Consider the following 19,110-nt stretch of genomic DNA (forward strand, 5'->3'; position numbering starts at 1 on the left):
CGCTTTTTTACGTTCCGATTATTGCGTCGCACCATCCTCGTGTGTATAGTTGGAACTGTCTCCTCCATGTCTCCTCCTGATATGGATTAAGCCCGCTCCCCTTGAGCGGGCTTTTTTTCGTCCATCGTTTCCCGATCCCCGATTCTGCACCGATCGCGCGCGGCTCGCCCGGCGCCACGCCAGCGCGGCGGCCAGTCCGATCGACTAGACTCGACGCATCGAACCGCCTCGCGCGACAGGAGACCCTTCCGATGACACCCCGCATTCTCGGCATCGATCACGTCGTGCTGCGCACCGTCGACGTGGCGGCGATGACGCGTTTCTATTGCGACGTGCTCGGCTGCCACGTCGAAAAGACGCAGCCCGAACTCGGGCTCGTGCAACTGCGCGCGGGGGCCTCGCTGATCGACCTGCTCGCGCGCGACGCGCCGATCGACCGCGCGGACAACGGCGTTCCCGGCGCCGGCCGCAACCTCGATCATCTCTGCCTGCGCGTCGATCCGTTCGATGCCGACGCGCTGCGCGCCCACCTCGCCGCGCATGCGGTCGAAACCGGCGACGTCGCCGAGCGTTACGGCGCGGACGGCTACGGGCCGTCGCTCTACCTGTTCGATCCGGAGGGCAACATGGTCGAATTGAAGGGGCCGCCGCGCGCCGCGCCCGCCTGACTGAAGAAGCGCCGCCATGACGGCCGCCGGGCTGAATGCAACGCTTGAATGCAACACCGGCGACACAGCGCGTGCCGCGCGTCGGCACGCGGAAATCAGCCTTCCGCGCGCGGCTTCAGCACCGTCCATTCGATCGCGACCGGATCGTGCGTGGCGCTCGACAGCCACGCGGCGCCGTCCTGGATCGTGCATTGCAGCCGCATCGTGCGTTCGGCCAGCGCGCCGAGCGCCTCGGCGGTACCCTCCACGAGCGACAGCACGCGCACGTTGCGCAGCCGCTCCACCTTGCTGCGCACGCCCTGCCACCAGATTTCCGAGGTCCGGCCGCCGTAGGCGATCACGTCCACCTCGGTCGAGCGGCCACTCGCCTTCGCGATGCGCCGCTCCTCGGGCTGGCCGACGTCGATCCATGCCTCGATCGCGCCGGTCAGGTCCTTCAGCCAGAGATCCGGCTCGTCGGTGTCCGACAATCCCTTGCAGAACTCGAGGCGCTCGTGCGCGAACAGCGCGAACGCGGCGATCCGCACCATCATCCGCTCGTCCGTCTCGGACGGATGGCGTGCGACGGTGAGCGAGTGGTCGGCGTAGTAGTGCCGGTCCATGTCTGCGATTTGCAGTTCAGCCTTGTAGATCGTCGATTTGAGCGCCATCCGGTATCGTGCCGCTGCGGGCGAAGGGTTCGGTCGGGCCGTGATGATACCGAATGCGCGAGACAGGCGCCGGGGAATGCGGGAATCGGGCCGCGCGGCGAGGCGGCCGGCACGCACGCCAAGCCGGCTCACGGCCGACGAGGCGGCGGCGAGCCGGGGCGTTCGAAGCGAAGGAATACGGCTGCTTTATCGACGCATCAGCACATCAGACGCATCGATGCGCCGACTCATGGACGAACCGGGCGAACGAAGCGCACGTCGGTCCAGAGCCCCTGCTGATCGCTGTTGTCGGCGCTGACGAACTGCACGTCGTCGCGATCGACACTGACCACGCGGAAGCGCGCGCCGTCCGGCACGGTCAGGCAGCGATAGTCGTCGAAGTATTGCTGTTTCGCCTGCGCGTGGCCGTCACGCTCGTGCGAGAGCACCGAATCGAGGTTGTCCTTCGACAGGCAGCCCCAGGCATCCTTTGCCAGATGCACCTCCTGGCGCGGCTTCAATACGACGTCGTCGCCCGCCTGGGCGACCGCGGCCACACCGCTCATCAACGCAATCGCGAAACCGATACGCCTGATCATGTCGTCCCCTCCTGACGCGCGGTGCGCCGGCTCATTTAGCTCTCATTTAGCTAATTGGTTACAGACATCGGCCGGCCCGCATCCCTACATGCTAGAAAACGTATGCACGCTCGCCAAGTGCAATCGTTGTGCGGATGCGGCAGGCACGTGGCGGCAGCACCCTATCCCGCAGACGAAAACGCGCCGCGACGGCCGGTGCGCCCCGCTGCAACGCGCCTCGCGGCCGGCGCCGCCGCCTGCTGCGGCGCACATCCACGGCCCGCGAAACCATCGCTTCGGAATCCTGCCTGCCGGCATCGAGGGTAGGAACGCCATTCTCCGCGCGCCGGCGATCGATAAAATCCGAACGCGCGCCGCGCGCACTACCTAGAATGAACTGTGTATCGATACGCAGCCAGTCAGCCGCGCGGAGGCAATCGTGGTCGAACAAGTGATCCTGGGCATCTTCCTGGTGCTGCCACTCGTCATCGTGGCGGCGCTGTTCTCCGACGAGCTGTGGCAGGAGCACCGCCGGCGACATCCGCGCGACGCGCATGCGGCGCACATCGACTGGCGCCACCCGCTGAAGCACTGGCGACGCGGGCACTGAAGCTCGCCGTTCGGGCCGGCGCCGATGCGCTCGCCACGCGATTCCATCGCGCCGCATCGGCGCGTTGCCGATTATCTCGCCGAACGCCTCGCGTGTTTGGCTCATCGCTCACCGCCCATCGCGCGCCGCGCGCCTCAACGCGCGAAGCGAATGTCGAGCGCGCGCAGGTAGGTTTGCAGCCCCGCATCCTGCAGCGGGATCACGTAGGCGGCCTCGTTCGATTCGTTGAAATGCGCGTGCCAGTAACCGGGCGGCGTGACGAACGCCATGCCCGGCGTCCAGTCCACGCGCTCGGCGTCGACGATGTTGCCCGCCGCGTCCAGCTCCGTGCCGACCAGCGTGTACACGCCGGGCCGGCAATCCGGAATGAAGTCGAGCGCGATCGACTGGTGCCGGTGCGGCTTCTGCACGCTGTTCGGCGCGATCGTTCCGAACATCGCCCACATCGAATGCGTGACCGTGCGCGTTTGCGGGAAATGGCGGTTGCCGAGCAGCACGCTCACGCGGTTGCGCAGCGCGGCGCCCGGCGCCGTCGCCACCTTCTCGAGTTCCGCCCTGGCGCGGGCGGCCGGATAGAGCGTCGGCGCGAAGCGCGGCTGGGCGATGCCGGCGCCGAGATAGGCGAGCAGCGGCGCGTCGCTGACGTAGTAGAGGCGCGCGGTCGAATCGGCGCGGATCACCGCCGGCGCGCCGCCCGGCAGCGAGAAGAAGTCCCCCTGGCCGAAACGGAACGCGCTGTCGCGCTGCGCGACCGAGCCCGCGCCGTCGAGCACGTAGCACACCTGCGAGGTCGCGTTCGGATCGACCTGCACCTGCTCGCCCGCCACGATGCGCACGAAGCTCGCCATCAGGCCCGGCCCGGTCGCCGGATACGCGCAGCCGAGTTCGGCGGACAGGTCGAGCGGGACGATGCGCGTCGGCCCGCTGTCGTAGAGCGACGCGGCGAACGTCCGGTACGGCACGCGCGAGATCAGCTTCGCGCCGATCGGGTTCGCCGACGAGGTGTATTCGAAATACTCGGCGTCGAGCATGGCGCGTTCGTCGTCGAGTTGCAGCGTGGGGGGCAGGGTCTTGTCGAGCATGGTTCCGGCTCCTTCGGATGTGGGGAGGATGCGGGTCGGTGGCCGCCGACGGCACGGCACCGACCGTGGCACCGACTATAGGCGCCGCCCCGCCTGCGGCGGAATCGCCCGGAACGGAAATGAGCTTTGCACAAAAGTGATAACCGGACCGGCCGGCTTGCCCTAAACTGCGCAGGACGAAACAGCGGCCCGCGGCCCGGCGCGGCCGATTTCCATGGACTATTTTTCCGCCATCCGCGCCTTTCTGTTCGCCGCCGAATCGGGCAGCTTCAGCAAGGCTGCGGACAGGATCGCGGTCAAGACCTCGACCGTCTCGCGCTACGTGACCGAACTCGAGCGCGATCTCGGCATCGCGCTGTTCAATCGCTCCACGCGCGGGCTCGTGCTGACCGAGGGCGGCCGGCTGTTCCGCGAACATGCGCTGGTCGTGATCAGCACGCTCGACGAGGCGCGCGAGGCGACGTCGTCGCTGAACGCGTCGCCGCGCGGGCTGCTGCGCGTGACGATGCCGCGCGCGTTCGGGCTGCGGCACGTGATCCCGCACCTGCCCGAATTCGCCGAACGCCATCCGGGGATCGACGTCGACGCGGTGATGACCGACGCGACGCTGAACCTGATCGACGCCGGCATCGATCTGGCGATCCGGATCGGCGCCCTGCCCGATTCGCAGCTGATCGCGCGGCGGCTCGCCGTGCATCGGCGCGTGGTCTGCGCGAGCCCCGCCTATGTCGAGCGGCACGGCATGCCGGCCACGCCGGCGGCGCTCGCCGGCCACGCGACGCTGCGATTTCCGTTGGTGCCTGACGATCGATGGTGGTTCATCGCGCGCGCGGCGCGGGCCGCGCATGCGGCGCAGGAAACCGATGACGCCGGCGGCGGTGGCGGCGATGCCCCGGGCAAGGCGAAGGAAGTGTCGGTGCGGCTGAGCGGCCGGCTGCGCGTGGACGACGCCGAAGCACTGCGCCAGCTGGCGATCGCCGGATGCGGCATCGCCCTGCTGCCGGGCTGGGCGATCGGCGGCGCGCTGCGCGACGGCAGCCTGCTGCATCTGCTGCCCGACTGGGACGCGCAGGCCACGCGCGCGGCGTCGGCGATCTGGGCCGTCTATCCGCCGAAGAAAACCGTGTCGTCGAAGGTGCGCGCCTTCATCGACTTCCAGGCCGAGGTATTCGCGCGCCCGGGCTACTGGGATCTCTGATCAGTAACCGCGCTGCAGCCGTTCCTGGTACTGCCGCTCCTGGCGCACGCGTTCGTCGTGGATCCGTTGCTCCTGCTGGTGCTGGTAGCGCAGGCGGTCGTAGCGGCGCTCGTCCTGATAATGGCGTTGCGCGCGTTCGTAGTCTTGCTGGTCGTTGACGCGAAGAAAGCCGGCGGCGGCCGGCGCGTCGTTCGTGAATGGGGTCAGGGCGAAGGCCTGGGTGGAGGCGAGCCATAACGCGAGGGCCAGGCATCCCGTTGCTGCCGATACACGTAAAGACATGGGCATTTCTCGAGCAGGACGAGGAATTACCGTAGCACTCGCGGCGAACCGGAACCGGCCAGTGCCGAAGTTGGCTGCGGAAACGCGAAGCCGGTGGTTCATCCGGATCCATTCAGGGCGGACCGCTGCTGCCACGGTCTTCGGTGTCGCGCCACGCACCGGCAAGGGCTGCGTGATCGTCGAGGCCAATCCGGCGTTCACCGCCGGCGGCCACAAGACCCGCTGCGGCGCCCCCCCGCCATCGACGCCGAGCATCGTCGGCAGCGAGCAGCCCGCGTGCCTCAGCGCGCTCGCGCGCAGGGCGCCGACCGATACCGCGCCAGCAGCGCCGCGCCGTCCGGGCCGGCGCGCACCAGCCACGCGTCGATCGCGCGCGCGGAGGCCGCCTGCAGCGCCGCGGCCAGCGCCGGATCGCTCACCTCGCTCGTCTCCACCTCGTGTTCGAGCATGGCCTGCCGGTTGCGGTCCTCGCGATCCTGCATGACCGTCCATAGCTGCGTTTCGGTTTCCCGCGCCGCCTCGTCGACCTGACTGCGCAATTCGGCCGGCAGGCCGTCATAGGCCGCCTTGTTCAGGACCGCGAACGACAATGGCGCCGAATAGGCGAGCGCCGCGAAATGGCGCAGGTACTGCCACAGGCGCTGGCCCGCGCCGCCGTCTCCCGAGGACATCACGCCCGTATAGGTGCCATCGGCGATCAGCGGCATGGCGCGCGCCATCGGCAGATGCGCGGCGGGGGTGCCGAGCGAGGCAAGGAAGGCCGCCGAGGTGGCGTCGTAGGTACGCACCTTGAGGTGCCGCAGGTCGTCGAGCGTCGCCACCGGCGTGGCGGACCAGAGGCCGGTGGCGGGCCACGGCGCCGAATAGAGCAGATGCACGCCCAGCGCCTCGAAGCGGCGCGAATATTCGGCGCGCGTCACCGCCTGCAGACACCGGGTATCCGCCACCGAGGTGGCGATGAAGGGCAGCGTGACGAGGCCGAAGATCGGCTCGGCGGCGCCCAGCGGGCCGGCATGCACGTCGCCGATCTCGATGCGGCCCGCGCGCGCGGCGTCCAGCGCGGCGCGCGCGTCGAGCGGATCGTCGTGTCGCACGCTCACGGTCAGCGCGCCGCCGGTGTGCTCGTCCAGGTTTGCCGCGAAGCGCGCCAAGCCGATGCCCGGCATGGTGCTGGCCGGATATTCGGAGGCGGCCTGCCATCGCAGCGGTGGCGCGGCATGACCGAGCGAGGCGAGCGCCGCGCAGGCGGCGAGCAGGGCCGGTCGCAGCGCGCGCCTAACCATTGCGATGCACCGGCAGGGGCGCGGGCGAACGGCGCAGGGTGCCGAGCGCGACGCCGGCCAGGATCAGCGCCGCCGCGCCCAGCAGGCCGAGGTCGGGCCGCTCGCCGAGCAGCAGCCAGGAGCAGGCGAGGCCGAATACCGGCACCAGCAGCAAGCCGATCGAGGTCGTCGAGGAAGGCACCGCGCGATTGACCGTGGTCAGCGCCCAGTAGGCGATCGCGATGCCGAACACGCCGCCGTAGAGCAGCAGGCCCAGCGCGCGGGCCGGGATGTCGGTTGGCGGCGGCCCGTCCACGGCCCAAGCGACCGGCACCAGCAGCACGGTCGCGAGCAGCGCCTGCCAGAAGGTCAGCTCGAACGGCGGCGTGACCCACTTGTGGGCGCGGATGTAGAGGATGCTGAAGGCCCAGAACAGCGCGGCGGCCAGCACCAGCGCATTGCCGCCGAGCGCGCGCGGGTCGTGCCAGGCGAAGTGCCGCGGATCAAACAGCACCAGCAGGCCCGCGATGCCGAGCAGCGCGCCGGCCACGCGAGGCCAGCCGGCGCGTTCGCCGAGCAGCAGGTAGGCGCCCGGCAGCACCCAGATCGGCGTGGTGTAGGCCAGCACCACCGAGCGGCCGGCCGTGACGAATTGCAGGCCGACGCTGACCAGCGCGGAGAAAATCGCCATGTGCAGCACGCCGACCGACAGCACCACGGGCAGATCGGCCCGTTTGGGAATCACCAGCCGGCCGCGCGCGAGGCAGAGCAGCAGCAGCGCGGCGGTGCCCGTCGCCGAGCGCAGGCATACCGCCCAGAGCGGCGGCAGGTCGCGCAGCAGGAGCTTGCCCACCGGCCAGTTGAGCCCCCAGCACAATGCCACCAGGATCAGCAGCGCGAAGATACGGGATGGAGCCATCTTGTTTGCCCTCGGTCATTTTTTTATCGGCATCGCGTCGCGTCGTGCCCGGCCGAGGGTGCGGCGGCGGCCGGGTGACGGGCCATTCTAGCGTGCCGCGGGCGTCATTCAGGCGAGCCAGCGGGCCACCAGTGAGGCGAGCGCCCGGCCACGCTCGGGTTGGCCCAGATCGAGATGGGTGCAGGCGAGTTCGGCGACGCGCAGCGGCCGCTCGACGAAGGCCTGCCAGTCGCGCGGATCGCCGGTTCTTGCCGGGTCGGCGCCGGGCATGGGCACCGTGGCGCGCACGATCGACAGCTCGCCGTCGTAGCGGCCGGGGCAGTAGGCTTCGGTTGCCGCCAGGCCGTTTCTCACCACCGCGAACAGCCGCTGCGCGAGCGCGTCGGACAGCTCCGCGATGCCGAGCGTGCGCGCTCGGGCGATCAGGTCGGCCAGATCGGCGGGCGCGCGCCAGCCGGCGTCGAACACCGCCGGCCCGAACAGCTGGCCGGCAAGCGCGCGCAGCACGCGCGCATCGTCGGGAGCCTCGCCGCGGCCGGCCGGCACCGGCGTGTCGAGCAGGGCGACGAGCGCGAGCGGCTCGCCTTCGGCACGCAGCCGGCATGCCGTCTCGTAGGCGAGCAGGCCGCCGAACGACCAGCCGAGCAATCGATAGGGGCCACGCGGCTGCCGCACGCGGATCGCCGCGAGATAACGCTGCGCCATGGCCTCGACGGTGTCGTCGAACGGTTCGCCGTCGTCGATGCCCGAGGCCTGCAGGCCGAACACCGACAGCGCCTGCGGCAGATGATCGGCGAGCGCGGCGTAGCGGAACGCGGTGCCGCCGACCGCGTGAAAGCAGAACAGCGGGGCAACGGCCGCGCCCTCGCGCAGCCTGACCAACGAGGCCGGCCCGGATGGCTGGGTGTCGCGAGCCTGCAATACCGCCGCGAGTTCGGCGATGGTGGGCCGCTCGAACACGACGCGTAGCGGCAGCGCCGCATGGAAGTCCCGATTCAGCTCGCCGGTCAGCGCCGCCGCCTTCAGCGAATTGCCGCCCGCCGCGAAGAACGACGTGTGCCGGCCCACGTGCGCCAGGCCGAGCTGGCGGCGCCAGATCGCGGCGATGCGCCGTTCCAGTTCGTCGGCCGGCTCGCCGGTGTCGTCGTCGAATTCGGCATCGGGCGGCGGCAGGCCGCGCTTGCTGACCTTGCCGTTCGGCTCCATCGGCAGCGTGTCGGCAACCACGATGGCCGCCGGGATCATGTAATGCGGCAGGACGCGGCGCGCGTGTTCGTACAGCTCGCGCTTCAGCGCGGCGCGGTCGCGCGCCGATGCAACGTGGGCAATCAGTCGTTCGCCCTCATCGCCGGCATGCGCGACCACCGCCGCCAGCGTCACGTCGGCATGCGCCATCAGCACCGCCTCGACTTCGCCGGCCTCGATGCGGTAGCCGCGTATTTTCAGCTGATGGTCGGTGCGGCCCAGGAAGGCGAGCTGGCCGTCGGGCAGCCAGCGGCCGAGATCGCCGGTGCGATAGAGGCGCTCGCCGTGGCCGGCCGGATCGGGCACGAAGCGTTCCGCGCTCAGGCCGGGCCGCTGCCAGTAGCCTCGCGCGAGCTGGATGCCGCCGATCAGGATCTCGCCGGTTTCGCCGTCGGCGACCGGCTGCATGCGCGGGTCGACCAGATGGATCGAGACCCCGGGCAGCGGCTTGCCGATCGGCACCGCCCCGTCGTCGCGCGGCGAGGCATGCCAGCAGGTCACGCCGATCGATGCCTCGGTCGGCCCGTAGACGTTGTGCAGCGGCGCGCCATGACGCTCGGCCAGCTGCGCGATGGTACGCCGATGCAGCGTCTCGCCGCCGCAGAACACGTGGCGCAGCGATGCGCACCGGTCGATCAGGCCGGTGTCGAGAAAGCGCTGCAGCATCGAGGGCAGGAAGTGCGCGATCGTCACGCGCCGCGCCTCGATCAGCCCGGCCAGGTGCTCGGGATCGAGATGGCCGTCCGGCCCGGCGAGCACCGCTTCGGCGCCGCAGATCAGCGGCAGGAAGGTCTCCCAGATCGAGACGTCGAAGCTGCTCGGCGTTTTCTGCAGCACGCGGTCGCCGGGGCCGACCGAGAAGGTGTCGCGCATCCAGCCGAGACGGTTCATCACCCCCGCGTGCGTGCCCATCACGCCTTTCGGGCGCCCGGTCGAGCCCGAGGTATAGATCAGGTAGGCCGTCTCGATCGCGGCCGGCGCCGGATCGGGCGGCGCCGAAGCCGTTTCACGGATCGTGCGCGGGTCGATCACCGTCGCGTGCGAAATGCCGACCCGCGCGATCAGGGCCGCGTTCGAGACGAGCGCCGCGGCGCCCGCATCGTCGAGCATCGCCTGCAGGCGCTCGGCGGGATAACCGGGATCGAGCGGCAGAAAGGCCGCGCCCGCCGACAGGATCGCGAGCGTGGCGGCGATCGCGTCCGGCGAGCGTTCCAGCAGGACCGCGACGATCGGCACGGCGCCCGGCGCCAGCGCCTCGCGGATCGCGATCGAGATGCCATGCACGCGCGCCGCAAGCTCGCCGTATCGCATCGAGCCCGCCGCGCCGCTGATCGCGATGGCCTCCGGCTGCGCGCCGGCCATGCGCAAGAAGGCCTGGTGCAAGGTGTCGGCCCGCGCGGCTTCGAGGAGGGCAGCGTGCCGATCGGCGGGCAGCGCGTCGATGGCGTCGCGGCAGGCATCGCGCGTGGCCCCGCCGCCGATGCCGGTCCAGCCGGGCGGCAAGGCGCGATCGGCGGGCCAGGTCGACAGATCGCCGCGCGCGTTGCGCACGATGCGGTGAAGCGGAGACGGGCAGGCGTCCATGCGGCGTTTCTCCAGGCCGTCTCAGCGGCGCGGTAGTTGATCGAGCCAGCTGGCCGCCTCGGCGAGGATCTCCGGCGTGAAGCCATGGCCGATGCCGGGGTGGTCGCGATGCTCGACGCGCGCGCCGCAGCGCGTGAGCAGGTCGCGCGAGGCATGGGCCATCGGCAGCGGCACGATCGGGTTATCGATGCCGTGCCGGCTCAGCACCGGCAGGCCGTCGAGCCGCGGCTGGGCGCCGTGCGCCATCACGTTCGGCGAGATGCGGCCATTGACGTTGACCAGGCCGTCGACCAGCCCGCGTCGCGACAGCGTGGCCGCGAGCGCCATGGTGCCGCCCTGGCTGTGGCCGAGCAGATGCAGGCGGGAGGGGCGCCGCGAGCGCTTGAGCGCCTCCAGGAACGCGAGCAGGGTGGCGAGGCTCGCGTGCTCCTCCTCGCTGCGGATGATCGGGCCGTCCGCCGTGCGCTCGAAGAAGAACCAGCGGTAGGCGCCGGGGCCGATGCGCAGCGGCGCACGCGGCGCGACCACGCGCCAGTGCGGGCCGAACAGGTCCGCATGCTGATACAGATGGCCCTCGTAGGAGGCGAAGCCGTGCATCAGCACGACCAGCGGTGCCTCGCCGCCGTCGCCACCGGCCGGCTCGCGTTCGAGATAGGACAGGGGCAGGTCAGTTTTCATCGGCGGCCCGTTCCTCGGCGTGCGTGGATCGTGCCGGCGAGGCCTGGTGCAGGAAGGCGATGAAATCGCCGACCGTGACGAATTTCGCGTTGAACACCGCGGTGTCGTCGAAATGCAGGCCGAGGCGCTCCTCGAGCGTGACGAAGGCATGCAGGAAGCCGACCGAGGTCAGGCCGAGCCCGCCCGCCGTGATCGGCGTGTGGTCCGTCACCTCGGCGGGAGGGAACGGCGGTTGAGCCTGGGCGGCCAGTGCCTCGATCGCGAGGCTGCGGATATCGTGGTCGTTCATGACAGCTCCGGGGCGGCTTGGGTGAGATCGGGCAGACAGGACAGCGAGCGTTCGATTTCCTCGTCGCTGACGGCGACGTCCTCCATGCGTCCCTCGAGATATTCCGCATAGGCGCCGAGATCGAACATGCCGTGTCCGCTGACGCAGAACAGGATGGTGGGCGAGGTGCCGGTCTCGCGCGCGCGCAGCGCCTCGACGATCGCGCCGTGAACCGCGTGGGCCGACTCCGGTGCCGGCAGGAGGCCTTCGAGGCGCGAGAACAGCACCGCGCTCTCGAACACCGGCGTCTGCGGATAAGCGACCGCCTCGAAGGCGCCATGGTGATAAAGCGCGCTGAGCAGCTTCGAGCAGGCGTGATAGCGTAGGCCGCCCGCATGCATGCCGGCCGGACGGAACTGGCTGCCGAGCGTGTACATCTTCTGCAGCGGCGTGACGCCCGAACCGTCGGTGTAGTCGTAGCGGTACTGGCCGCGCGTGAGCTTCGGACAGGCGGCCGGCTCGACGCTCACGCAGCGCACCTCGCGGCCGCCGCGCAAACGCTCGCCGATGAACGGCATGGCCGTGCCGCCGAAGTTGCTGCCGGCGCCGAGCGAGGCGATCACCACGTCGGCCTCGGCGTCGAGCGCGGCGAGCTGCTCGCGCGCCTCGATGCCGATCACGGTGGAATGCAGGATCGAATAGGTTTCGCCGCTGCCGACGCTGAGCTGGGTGTCGCTGCGCGAGGCGGCATCCTCGAGCGCCTCCGTCACGGCGAACGCGATATTGCCGGTATCGAGCCGGCCTTCCGCGACCAGCCGCGTACCGGCCTGGGTGCGATCGCTCGGGCTGGCCACCACCTCGGCACCGTTGAGCTGCATGATGGTGCGGCGATAGGGCTTCTGACGGTAGCTGCTGCCCACCATGTAGACCATGCATTCCATGCCGAATGCCTGGCAGCCGATCGCCAGCGCCGTGCCCCACTGGCCGGCTCCGGTGCCGGTGGCCAGGCGCCGCACGCCAGCCGCCTGGTAGTAATAGGCCTGGGCGAGCGCCGTGCTCAGCTTGTGGCTGCCGCTCGCATTGCCGCCCTCGTACTTGAAATAGAGCTTCGCGCTGGTGCCCAGATGAGCTTCGAGGCGGCGCGCGCGAATCAGCGGCGTGGGACGCCACGAGCGATACAGGTCGAGCACCGGATCCGGGATCGCGATCTCACGCTCTTTCGACAGGGTCTGGCGTACCAGCGACAGGGGAATCTGCAGGCGCATGGCGGCACGCGCGGAATCGGTGCCGGGGGCCGGCAGGTCGGCCGGCAGTTCGAACGGCAGATCGCCGAGGATGTTGTACCAATGGGTCGGCAGGTGGGAAGGCTGGCTCATTGCGGGCACGGGGCTCCTCCTTCGTGACGGGTGGTTGTGTCGACGCCGCCGATTTATTCGTATCGGATGAAGTTGCGGCACCCTGACTCTACGATCAGGCCCCTCCGTCGGTAAGCTGCCAATACTCGTAGTTCATCGGCGCGGCGAGGCGCTTCTAGAATCGCGACGGGAGGGTGACGGGCGCCGCCGCCCACGATCACGAGGAGACGACGATGCTGGATCGCGAACGGGCCATCGGATTTGCCGAAAGCTGGTGTGACGCATGGAATCGACGCGACATCGAGGCGATTCTTTCGCACTACGCAGAAGATGCGGCGCTGAATTCGCCGCTGGTGGCGCAGCGCTTCGGGGTGGCGGACGGATGGATACGCGGGAAGGCGAGGCTGCGCGAGAATTTCACGATCGGCCTGCGTACCCAGGGCATGCATTTCTCGCTCGAGACGGTGTTGTTCGGGCAGCAGTCTTTCTGCGTGCTGTATCGGCGCGAGACGGGCACGCTCGTCAGCGACCTGTTCGAGATCGATGCCCAAGGGCTGGCGCTGCGGGTGGTCGCCTGCCATGGCGGCTAAAACCCTTTCTACACGGGGTTTTGCCAGAGATCTTTGGCGTTGGCGGGAAGCTGCTTATTTGCCAATGCAAAACCGGCTGAAAATCACCCCCAGCAAATCATCGGACGTGAATTCCCCGGTAATCGAATTGAGCTGCTCCTGCGCCAGTCGCAACTCTTCCGCGAACAGGTCGAGCGCCTGAGCGTTCTGGTCCGCGTGGCTCGCCGCCTGCGCCAGATGCTCCTGCGCGGCGCGCAGCGCGATCAGATGCCGTTCGCGCGCGAGATAGACGCTCTCGGCGCCGGCCTGCCAGCCGGCGATTCGCAGCAGCTCGGCGCGCAGCAGGTCGATCCCGTCGCCGCGTTTCGCGGACAGCCGGACCTCGCTGAGATCGAGCGCGCCGCCGGTGCCCTCGCCCGCTTCGCCGCCGACATGCGCGACCGACGGTGCCGCGTCGATCAGATCGGTCTTGTTGAACACGCGCACGACCGGCACGCCGGCCGGAAAGCGCCCGGCAATCGCGCGATCGTCCGCACCGAGCCCTTCGCGCGCGTCGAGCAGATGCAGCACGACGTCGGCGCGCTCGATCTCGTCCCAGGTCCGCGCGATGCCGATCTTCTCGACCTCGTCATCGGTTTCGCGCAACCCGGCCGTATCGATGATATGCAGCGGAATCCCTTCGACCTGGATCGTTTGCGCAACCTTGTCGCGCGTGGTCCCGGCGATCGGCGTGACGATCGCGAGTTCCGCGCCGGCCAGCGCGTTCAGCAGCGACGATTTCCCGACGTTCGGCTGCCCGGCCAGCACCACCGACAGCCCCTCGCGCAGCAGCGCGCCCTGGCGCGCGTCGCCGAGCACGCGAGCGAGCTGCTCGCGGATCCGCGCGAGCTTGCCGCGCGCATCGGCGGCCTCGAGGAAATCGATCTCTTCCTCGGGGAAATCGAGCGTCGCCTCGACCAGCATGCGCAGCCCGATCACGTCGTCGACGAGGGCGTGGATATCGCGCGAGAACGCACCGTCGAGCGAACGCCCGGCCGAGCGCACCGCCGCTTCCGTGCTGGCCTCGATCAGGTCCGCGACGGCCTCGGCCTGCGCGAGATCGAGCTTGTCGTTCAGGAACGCGCGGCGCGTGAACTCGCCGGGCTCGGCGAGGCGCACGCCGTGGGCGCGGCCCGCGTCAAGGCAGCGCTGCAGCACGAGCTGCAGCACGATGGGGCCACCGTGGCCCTGCAGTTCGAGCACGTGTTCGCCGGTGTACGAGTTCGGCGCCGGGAAATTGAGCGCGATGCCGCGATCGAGCGCCTCGCCCGCGCCGTCGAGAAACGGCACGTAGCTCGCGTGGCGTGCGGCAAGCAGCTGGCCGCACACGGCCTGCATCAGCGCCTCGGCCGCGCTCGCGCCGGCACGGCCGAAGGAGATTCGCACCACCCCGATCCCGCCGCGCCCGGACGCGGTGGCAATGGCAACGATCGGGTCGGAATCGGTAGTCAGCATCGGGAAAATCGCGGGGAGGAAGACGAAACGAGCCGGCGTCGCGACGACGCAGGCGGAACGCCCGCATTGTAGCGTGCCGGCCCTGATGCGACCGGCCACGGCCGGCGCGCCGCGCGGCATCCGGCACGCTCGCCAGGCTTTAGCCAGTTCAGGCTAAATTCGAGGCAAATCTGGCGTGGAGCCGCCACGCTATTCCAATTATTTCCGGCGTTTCCCGCCGATTTATGAGATAAAAGCGCGAATGAATCGGCCGACCCGCCAATCCTTGCGTCACCCCATGAGATAGATATGGCGCGCCCGGTTGTCATCGAACCGGCGCCCGGATTGCACAATCTGCGCATGCCGACATTCGAAGAAAAAGCGGCGTTCTCCGAACGCCTCAAATTCGCGCTGCTCCGTAGTCCGGAGAAGGTCTCTGGCGCGACGGAACTCGCGCTGCATTTCAATTTGCGCCATCACGGCGAACACCCGGTTTCGCCGCAAACCACGCACAAATGGCTGACCGGCCGCACCATTCCGACCGCGGACAAACTCGCGACACTTGCCAGCTGGCTGCGCGTCGACCTGCACTGGCTTCACTACGGGCCGCCGCCGAGTACGAGCCCGCATGGCACGCCGCGGCCGTTGCCGCGCGACGAGCGTTATCCGCCCACGCTCGAAACCATCGAACTCGCGACGAAGATCGAAGCGCTGTCGTCGCATCATCGCTATCTGGTCCAGGAGCTGATCGAGCAGTTCTACGGCGACGTGCCCTGAGCAAGACGCGGGAGGCGCTCGCATCTCGCCGGCCGGCTACAGCTGCGAAATGCCGCATGCCGATCGACCGGAGCGATCGTCGTTTCACGGGGTTCGCGACACTTGACCGTTAGTTGCACAAGCGAGCACGGCACCCCACTTTCGAAGACGTCGAGCCCACTCGCGGCCATCAAGCTTCTTTAGCTCTTGCGCAGGTTCCACGCCGTTGCGTTCTCCTGAACACGCTAAATTCCAGGTGCGTCGGAATCGCCATGAGAGGCCATCGTTTGGCGTTTATCCCTCACTATCAAGGCATTTATGAGATAACAGCCGGGATGCGATTCATCATGCTTTGGTTGAATCTACGCTCATTTGAGATAGATATAACGCGACTAGTTGTCACTGGCGACGGACACCGCTTGCACAATCGTCCGCATGCCTACGCCCGAGGAAAAAGCGGCGTTCTCCGAACGTCTCAAATTCGCCCTGTTGCGCAGCCCGGAAAAAGTGTCGGGCGCGACGGAACTCGCGTTGCATTTCAATCTCCGGCATCACGGCGAGCAGCCCGTCTCGCCGCAGACGGCGCACAAGTGGCTGACCGGCCGCACCATCCCGACGCCCGACAAGCTCGCGACGCTCGCCGACTGGCTGCGCGTCGATCCGCACTGGCTGCACTACGGGCCGCCGCCTGCCACGGCGCGCCATACGCCAAAGCCGCTGCCGCGCGACGAGAAGTATCCGCCCACGGCCGAGACGCTCGAACTCGCGACGAAAATCGAGGCGCTGTCGCCGCACCACCGCTATCTCGTGCAGGAACTGATCGAACAGTTCTACGGCGACGCCTCCGAACACTGATCTCGCCCCCGCCATCCGGTTCCACTCGATGCGAACCCGCGCACTTCACTGCCCCCGATTCCATAAAAAAACCGCCCGGCGTCGACCGGGCGGTTTTTCGTCATGCGGAGCGGCAAGCAGCGTGCAACACACGCCGCCGCGCCGTCAACCGTCAGCTGGCTTTCTTCTTGCCGCCGATCGCCCGCGTGATGTAGTACTGCTGCGCGATCGACAGCACGTTGTTGACGACGTAGTACAGCACGAGGCCAGCCGGGAAGAAGAAGAACATCACCGAGAACGCGATCGGCATGAACATCATCATCTTGGCCTGGACCGGGTCCGGCGGCGTCGGGTTCAGGCGCGTCTGCAGGAACATCGAGCCGGCCATCAGCACCGGCAGGATGAAGAACGGATCGCGCTGCGACAGGTCGTGGATCCAGAGAATCCACGGCGCGCCGCGCATTTCGACCGAGGCCAGCAGCACCCAGTACAGCGAGATGAACACCGGGATCTGGATCACCACCGGCAGGCAGCCGCCGAACGGGTTCACCTTCTCGGTCTTGTAGAGCTCCATCAGCGCCGCGTTCATCTTCTGCGGATCGCCCTTGAGGCGCTCGCGCAGCTGCTGCATGCGCGGCGTGATTTCCTTCATGCGCGCCATCGACTTGTAGCTGGCCGCCGACAGCGGGAAGAACACGGCCTTGATCAGCAGCGTCAGCAGCACGATCGACCAGCCCCAGTTGCCGACGTAGCTGTGGATCTTCTGCAGCAGCCAGAACAGCGGCTTGGCGATGATCGTGACCCAGCCGTAGTCCTTCACGAGGTCGAGCCCCGGGGCGATGCCCTCGAGCACGCGTTCCTCTTCCGGGCCGGCGAACAGGCGCGCCGACACGTCGGCAGACTGGCCCGGCTCGATCGTCTTGACCGGCTCCTTCACGCCGACGCGGTACAGCGCCGGGTCGATCTTCTCGACGTAGATGTCGCGCTTGACGCCCGCCTGCGGAATCCAGGCCGACGCGAAGTAATGCTGCACCATCGCGACCCAGCCGTTGTCCGCCGAGGTGACGTACTCGGCCTTGTTCTTGTCGATGTCGCTGAACGTGATCTTCTGGAAGTGCTTCTGGTCGGTGTAGACGGCCGGCCCGAGGAACGTGTGCGAGAACAGCGGCGTTTCCACCGCCGTGCTGTCGCGCACGATTTCCATGTAGACGGTGGGCGTGACGGGTGCCGTGCCGACGTTGTCGATCCTGGTGTCGACGCCGATCACGTAGCTGCCGCGCGTGAACGTGTAGGTCTTCACGACCTTCACGCCGCCCTTCTCCTGCGACTCGAACGACAGCTTCAGCGTGTCCTGGCCCGCGGCGAGCGAGCTCGGGCCGCTCACCTGCGTGAACACGTCGTTGTGGTTCGGGAAGTTGCCGCCCGTCACGCCGGTGCGCGCCAGGTAGGTGTGATCCTTGGTGTGGTCGAACAGCGTGACGAACAGGTCTGGCTGCTTGCCGTCGCCTTCCTTCTTCAGCGTCAGCTTCGTCAGCGTGCCGCCGCGCGTGTCGATCTCGCCGTCATAGACGTCGGTCGAGAACGGCACCAGCTGCGCCTGCGCGATCGGCGTGGTGGCCGCGGGCGCCGTGGTCGAGGCGGCCGGCAGGGGTGCCGTCGCGCCGCTCGCCGCCGAAGCGCCGGTGTCGGCGCCGCCCTTGGAGGCCGCGACGTTGGTCTGCGTGACGTTCGGGAAGAACATCGACTGGCGTCCATGGGCACGCTGCCAGTTGTCGAACAGCATGACCGCTGACATGAAGAAGATCACCCATAGGACGGTGCGTTTGATATCCATGCGTTGTCTCAGAGTCGATGGGACGGCGCTTCAGCTTCGGTTGGAGCGCGGGGTTCGGGGGTGGGCGGCGGAACCAGATCGACGCCCCCCGCGGAAAACGGATGGCACCGGCACAAGCGCCGGGCGGCAAGGTAGGTGCCGCGCGCGGCGCCATGATACTGGATTGCCTCGCGCGCGTATTCCGAACAAGAAGGATAAAAACGGCAGCGGCTGCCGAGCAGCGGGCTCACGGCAGCCTTGTAGAAACGCAGCAACGCGATCAATACCGTTTGCATAACTGTCGACGCTTCGCGCGCCGCCATGTGGCCGGCCGGACCAGCCCGCCAGCCGAACCTCGGGAACCTCAGCCGGACGCCGGCCCGGCATTGCCGGGACCGCGCCGGGCGACCTCGCGCGCGGCCTTGTCGAGCAACTCGCGGATCTCGCCTTCGCAGAGCGCCGCGAGCGGCGCGGATGCCGCGCTCGGCATCGCCTTGCGATCGAGCTTCGCGTGCAGGCGCAACAAGATGTCCCAGCCGGCGAACTCGGCGCGCCGCAGGCGGAACGCCTCGCGGGCGAGCCGCTTCACCAGATTGCGCGTGACCGCGCGCGGCGCCTGTTTCTTGCCGACCACGAGGCCCAGACGCGCGGCGCCGCCCGTTGGCTTGCCGTACACCACGAAGTGTACGGAGCGCCGCCAGGGGCGCAAACGAAAAACGGATGAGAACTCATCCGTTTTCAGAAGTCGCGCAGCTTTCGGGAAGGTCGCGCCCGCCGGCAACGGATCGATGCGCGGGCTTGCGACTGCGTCGCCCGCATCGCCGCGGACGGCGGACACGGCGCTTCGCCCGGCCTTAGATGGCGAGGCGCTTGCGGCCCTTCGCACGGCGCGCGTTGATGACCTTGCGGCCACCCGCCGTCTTCATGCGAACGCGGAAGCCATGGGTGCGCTTACGGCGCGTCACGGAAGGTTGGTAGGTACGTTTCATGTTGCTCTCACTTGTTCGAGAATGTACGGAATCAGGGGACCGCGTGCCCGATCCTTCAGGCCACCGGGCGAACGCAATCGCCGAAAATCTAGGATTGGTTTTCGCGGAACCCGCTATTTAAACCGTTTTTCTGTGGACGGTCAATACTTTAGCCTCATTCGCGCGCCCTGCCCGGCAATCGCCGGCCCCACCCACCCCAACGACGCACCCCTGTGGATAACTCCCGCGCCGCCGGCTTTTGGCGTTAGAATCTCGCCTTATCTCCAAGAATCCCGCACGCCGCTCCGGCTCGACCTGTGCCCAAACCCCTTGCGGCAC

At 68.4% G+C, this 19,110-nt stretch carries 21 protein-coding genes; 6 read left to right on the top strand and 15 right to left on the bottom strand.

Translation table 11 applies throughout. The annotated features are described in order from the left end of the window. Positions 1–251 precede the first annotated feature (251 nt). Positions 252–668 (top strand): VOC family protein, encoded by a 417-nt coding sequence (locus BpN12_RS33170; protein ID WP_246796289.1) that lies wholly within the window; start codon positions 252–254, stop codon positions 666–668. A 95-nt stretch (positions 669–763) separates the two neighbouring features. On the opposite strand, the gene BpN12_RS33175 is transcribed toward BpN12_RS33170, so the two are convergent. Further along, positions 764–1,318 carry a YaeQ family protein gene (locus BpN12_RS33175; RefSeq protein WP_246796290.1) on the bottom strand — a complete coding sequence of 185 codons (555 nt, stop codon included), beginning with the start codon at positions 1,316–1,318 and terminating at the stop codon, positions 764–766. Between the two features lie 227 nt (positions 1,319–1,545). Beyond that, a complete protein-coding gene (gene sap1, locus BpN12_RS33180; RefSeq protein WP_246796291.1) occupies positions 1,546–1,896 on the bottom strand; it encodes a surface attachment protein Sap1 in 351 nt (116 codons plus the stop codon). 418 nt (positions 1,897–2,314) lie between these two features. Here sap1 and BpN12_RS33185 point away from each other — a divergent pair, with 418 nt between their 5' ends. Then, entirely contained in the window at positions 2,315–2,485 is a 171-nt protein-coding gene (locus tag BpN12_RS33185) for a hypothetical protein (protein ID WP_246796292.1), read from the top strand. A 134-nt stretch (positions 2,486–2,619) separates the two neighbouring features. Here the strand turns inward: BpN12_RS33185 and BpN12_RS33190 are convergent, their stop codons facing one another. Continuing rightward, entirely contained in the window at positions 2,620–3,567 is a 948-nt protein-coding gene (locus tag BpN12_RS33190) for a cupin domain-containing protein (protein ID WP_246796293.1), read from the bottom strand. Positions 3,568–3,781: 214 nt separating this feature from the next. Between BpN12_RS33190 and BpN12_RS33195 the strand changes: the two genes are divergently transcribed. Then, entirely contained in the window at positions 3,782–4,765 is a 984-nt protein-coding gene (locus BpN12_RS33195; protein WP_246796294.1) for a LysR family transcriptional regulator, read from the top strand. Here BpN12_RS33195 and BpN12_RS33200 read toward each other — a convergent pair whose 3' ends face one another. The 7 genes from BpN12_RS33200 to BpN12_RS33230 all read right to left on the bottom strand — a co-directional run bounded on the left by BpN12_RS33200 (position 4,766) and on the right by BpN12_RS33230 (position 12,379). Then, entirely contained in the window at positions 4,766–5,047 is a 282-nt protein-coding gene (locus BpN12_RS33200; RefSeq protein WP_246796295.1) for a hypothetical protein, read from the bottom strand. A gap of 281 nt (positions 5,048–5,328) precedes the next feature. Then, positions 5,329–6,330, bottom strand: coding sequence for a TRAP transporter substrate-binding protein DctP (dctP, locus tag BpN12_RS33205; protein WP_246796296.1), 1,002 nt, complete (start codon positions 6,328–6,330; stop codon positions 5,329–5,331). Next, complete coding sequence (locus BpN12_RS33210; RefSeq protein ID WP_246796297.1) at positions 6,323–7,228, bottom strand: DMT family transporter; 906 nt, start codon at positions 7,226–7,228, stop codon at positions 6,323–6,325. Before BpN12_RS33210 ends, dctP begins: the two co-directional genes overlap by 8 nt. A gap of 108 nt (positions 7,229–7,336) precedes the next feature. Beyond that, complete coding sequence (locus tag BpN12_RS33215; protein ID WP_246796298.1) at positions 7,337–10,057, bottom strand: amino acid adenylation domain-containing protein; 2,721 nt, start codon at positions 10,055–10,057, stop codon at positions 7,337–7,339. A gap of 21 nt (positions 10,058–10,078) precedes the next feature. Then, positions 10,079–10,735 carry an alpha/beta hydrolase gene (locus BpN12_RS33220; protein ID WP_246796299.1) on the bottom strand — a complete coding sequence of 219 codons (657 nt, stop codon included), beginning with the start codon at positions 10,733–10,735 and terminating at the stop codon, positions 10,079–10,081. Further along, positions 10,725–11,024: an acyl carrier protein gene (locus BpN12_RS33225; RefSeq protein ID WP_246796300.1), complete on the bottom strand. Its 300-nt coding sequence runs from the start codon at positions 11,022–11,024 to the stop codon at positions 10,725–10,727. The genes BpN12_RS33220 and BpN12_RS33225 overlap by 11 nt, the downstream gene beginning before the upstream one ends. Then, the gene (locus BpN12_RS33230; RefSeq protein ID WP_246796301.1) at positions 11,021–12,379 is read right to left on the bottom strand and encodes a TrpB-like pyridoxal phosphate-dependent enzyme; all 1,359 of its coding nucleotides are present in this window, start codon (positions 12,377–12,379) and stop codon (positions 11,021–11,023) included. Before BpN12_RS33230 ends, BpN12_RS33225 begins: the two co-directional genes overlap by 4 nt. Before the next feature lie 212 nt (positions 12,380–12,591). Here BpN12_RS33230 and BpN12_RS33235 point away from each other — a divergent pair, with 212 nt between their 5' ends. Next, on the top strand, positions 12,592–12,948 hold the full coding sequence (locus BpN12_RS33235) for a YybH family protein (RefSeq protein WP_246796302.1): 357 nt from the start codon (positions 12,592–12,594) through the stop codon (positions 12,946–12,948). A gap of 54 nt (positions 12,949–13,002) precedes the next feature. Here BpN12_RS33235 and mnmE read toward each other — a convergent pair whose 3' ends face one another. After that, positions 13,003–14,421, bottom strand: coding sequence for a tRNA uridine-5-carboxymethylaminomethyl(34) synthesis GTPase MnmE (mnmE, locus tag BpN12_RS33240; protein WP_246796303.1), 1,419 nt, complete (start codon positions 14,419–14,421; stop codon positions 13,003–13,005). Between the two features lie 339 nt (positions 14,422–14,760). On the opposite strand from mnmE, the gene BpN12_RS33245 reads away from it, so the two are divergent. Continuing rightward, positions 14,761–15,177 (top strand): transcriptional regulator, encoded by a 417-nt coding sequence (locus BpN12_RS33245; protein WP_246798068.1) that lies wholly within the window; start codon positions 14,761–14,763, stop codon positions 15,175–15,177. A 414-nt stretch (positions 15,178–15,591) separates the two neighbouring features. Further along, the gene (locus BpN12_RS33250; RefSeq protein WP_198250717.1) at positions 15,592–16,011 is read left to right on the top strand and encodes a transcriptional regulator; all 420 of its coding nucleotides are present in this window, start codon (positions 15,592–15,594) and stop codon (positions 16,009–16,011) included. Positions 16,012–16,162: 151 nt separating this feature from the next. On the opposite strand, the gene yidC is transcribed toward BpN12_RS33250, so the two are convergent. From yidC to rpmH, 4 genes are all read right to left on the bottom strand, one after another. Continuing rightward, on the bottom strand, positions 16,163–17,824 hold the full coding sequence (gene yidC, locus BpN12_RS33255; protein ID WP_246796304.1) for a membrane protein insertase YidC: 1,662 nt from the start codon (positions 17,822–17,824) through the stop codon (positions 16,163–16,165). An 8-nt stretch (positions 17,825–17,832) separates the two neighbouring features. Continuing rightward, complete coding sequence (gene yidD, locus BpN12_RS33260; protein ID WP_246796305.1) at positions 17,833–18,099, bottom strand: membrane protein insertion efficiency factor YidD; 267 nt, start codon at positions 18,097–18,099, stop codon at positions 17,833–17,835. Positions 18,100–18,167: 68 nt separating this feature from the next. Continuing rightward, positions 18,168–18,641 (bottom strand): ribonuclease P protein component, encoded by a 474-nt coding sequence (gene rnpA / locus BpN12_RS33265; protein WP_425306340.1) that lies wholly within the window; start codon positions 18,639–18,641, stop codon positions 18,168–18,170. Between the two features lie 16 nt (positions 18,642–18,657). Then, positions 18,658–18,792 carry a 50S ribosomal protein L34 gene (gene rpmH, locus BpN12_RS33270; RefSeq protein ID WP_004198824.1) on the bottom strand — a complete coding sequence of 45 codons (135 nt, stop codon included), beginning with the start codon at positions 18,790–18,792 and terminating at the stop codon, positions 18,658–18,660. Between the last annotated feature and the right edge of the window lie 318 nt (positions 18,793–19,110).

The organism is Burkholderia perseverans (assembly GCF_022870505.1).
Taxonomy (GTDB): Bacteria; Pseudomonadota; Gammaproteobacteria; order Burkholderiales; family Burkholderiaceae; genus Burkholderia; species Burkholderia plantarii.

Bases quoted from the DNA above. Each gene is read 5' to 3' on its own strand.
- BpN12_RS33170 (WP_246796289.1), top strand. From the start codon at position 252: ATGACACCCCGCATTCTCGGCATCGATCACGTCGTGCTGCGCACCGTC.
- BpN12_RS33175 (WP_246796290.1), bottom strand. From the start codon at position 1,318: ATGGCGCTCAAATCGACGATCTACAAGGCTGAACTGCAAATCGCAGAC.
- sap1 (WP_246796291.1), bottom strand. From the start codon at position 1,896: ATGATCAGGCGTATCGGTTTCGCGATTGCGTTGATGAGCGGTGTGGCC.
- BpN12_RS33190 (WP_246796293.1), bottom strand. From the start codon at position 3,567: ATGCTCGACAAGACCCTGCCCCCCACGCTGCAACTCGACGACGAACGC.
- BpN12_RS33195 (WP_246796294.1), top strand. From the start codon at position 3,782: ATGGACTATTTTTCCGCCATCCGCGCCTTTCTGTTCGCCGCCGAATCG.
- BpN12_RS33200 (WP_246796295.1), bottom strand. From the start codon at position 5,047: ATGTCTTTACGTGTATCGGCAGCAACGGGATGCCTGGCCCTCGCGTTA.
- dctP (WP_246796296.1), bottom strand. From the start codon at position 6,330: ATGGTTAGGCGCGCGCTGCGACCGGCCCTGCTCGCCGCCTGCGCGGCG.
- BpN12_RS33210 (WP_246796297.1), bottom strand. From the start codon at position 7,228: ATGGCTCCATCCCGTATCTTCGCGCTGCTGATCCTGGTGGCATTGTGC.
- BpN12_RS33215 (WP_246796298.1), bottom strand. From the start codon at position 10,057: ATGGACGCCTGCCCGTCTCCGCTTCACCGCATCGTGCGCAACGCGCGC.
- BpN12_RS33220 (WP_246796299.1), bottom strand. From the start codon at position 10,735: ATGAAAACTGACCTGCCCCTGTCCTATCTCGAACGCGAGCCGGCCGGT.
- BpN12_RS33225 (WP_246796300.1), bottom strand. From the start codon at position 11,024: ATGAACGACCACGATATCCGCAGCCTCGCGATCGAGGCACTGGCCGCC.
- BpN12_RS33230 (WP_246796301.1), bottom strand. From the start codon at position 12,379: ATGAGCCAGCCTTCCCACCTGCCGACCCATTGGTACAACATCCTCGGC.
- BpN12_RS33235 (WP_246796302.1), top strand. From the start codon at position 12,592: ATGCTGGATCGCGAACGGGCCATCGGATTTGCCGAAAGCTGGTGTGAC.
- mnmE (WP_246796303.1), bottom strand. From the start codon at position 14,421: ATGCTGACTACCGATTCCGACCCGATCGTTGCCATTGCCACCGCGTCC.
- BpN12_RS33245 (WP_246798068.1), top strand. From the start codon at position 14,761: ATGCCGACATTCGAAGAAAAAGCGGCGTTCTCCGAACGCCTCAAATTC.
- BpN12_RS33250 (WP_198250717.1), top strand. From the start codon at position 15,592: ATGCCTACGCCCGAGGAAAAAGCGGCGTTCTCCGAACGTCTCAAATTC.
- yidC (WP_246796304.1), bottom strand. From the start codon at position 17,824: ATGGATATCAAACGCACCGTCCTATGGGTGATCTTCTTCATGTCAGCG.
- yidD (WP_246796305.1), bottom strand. From the start codon at position 18,099: ATGCAAACGGTATTGATCGCGTTGCTGCGTTTCTACAAGGCTGCCGTG.
- rpmH (WP_004198824.1), bottom strand. From the start codon at position 18,792: ATGAAACGTACCTACCAACCTTCCGTGACGCGCCGTAAGCGCACCCAT.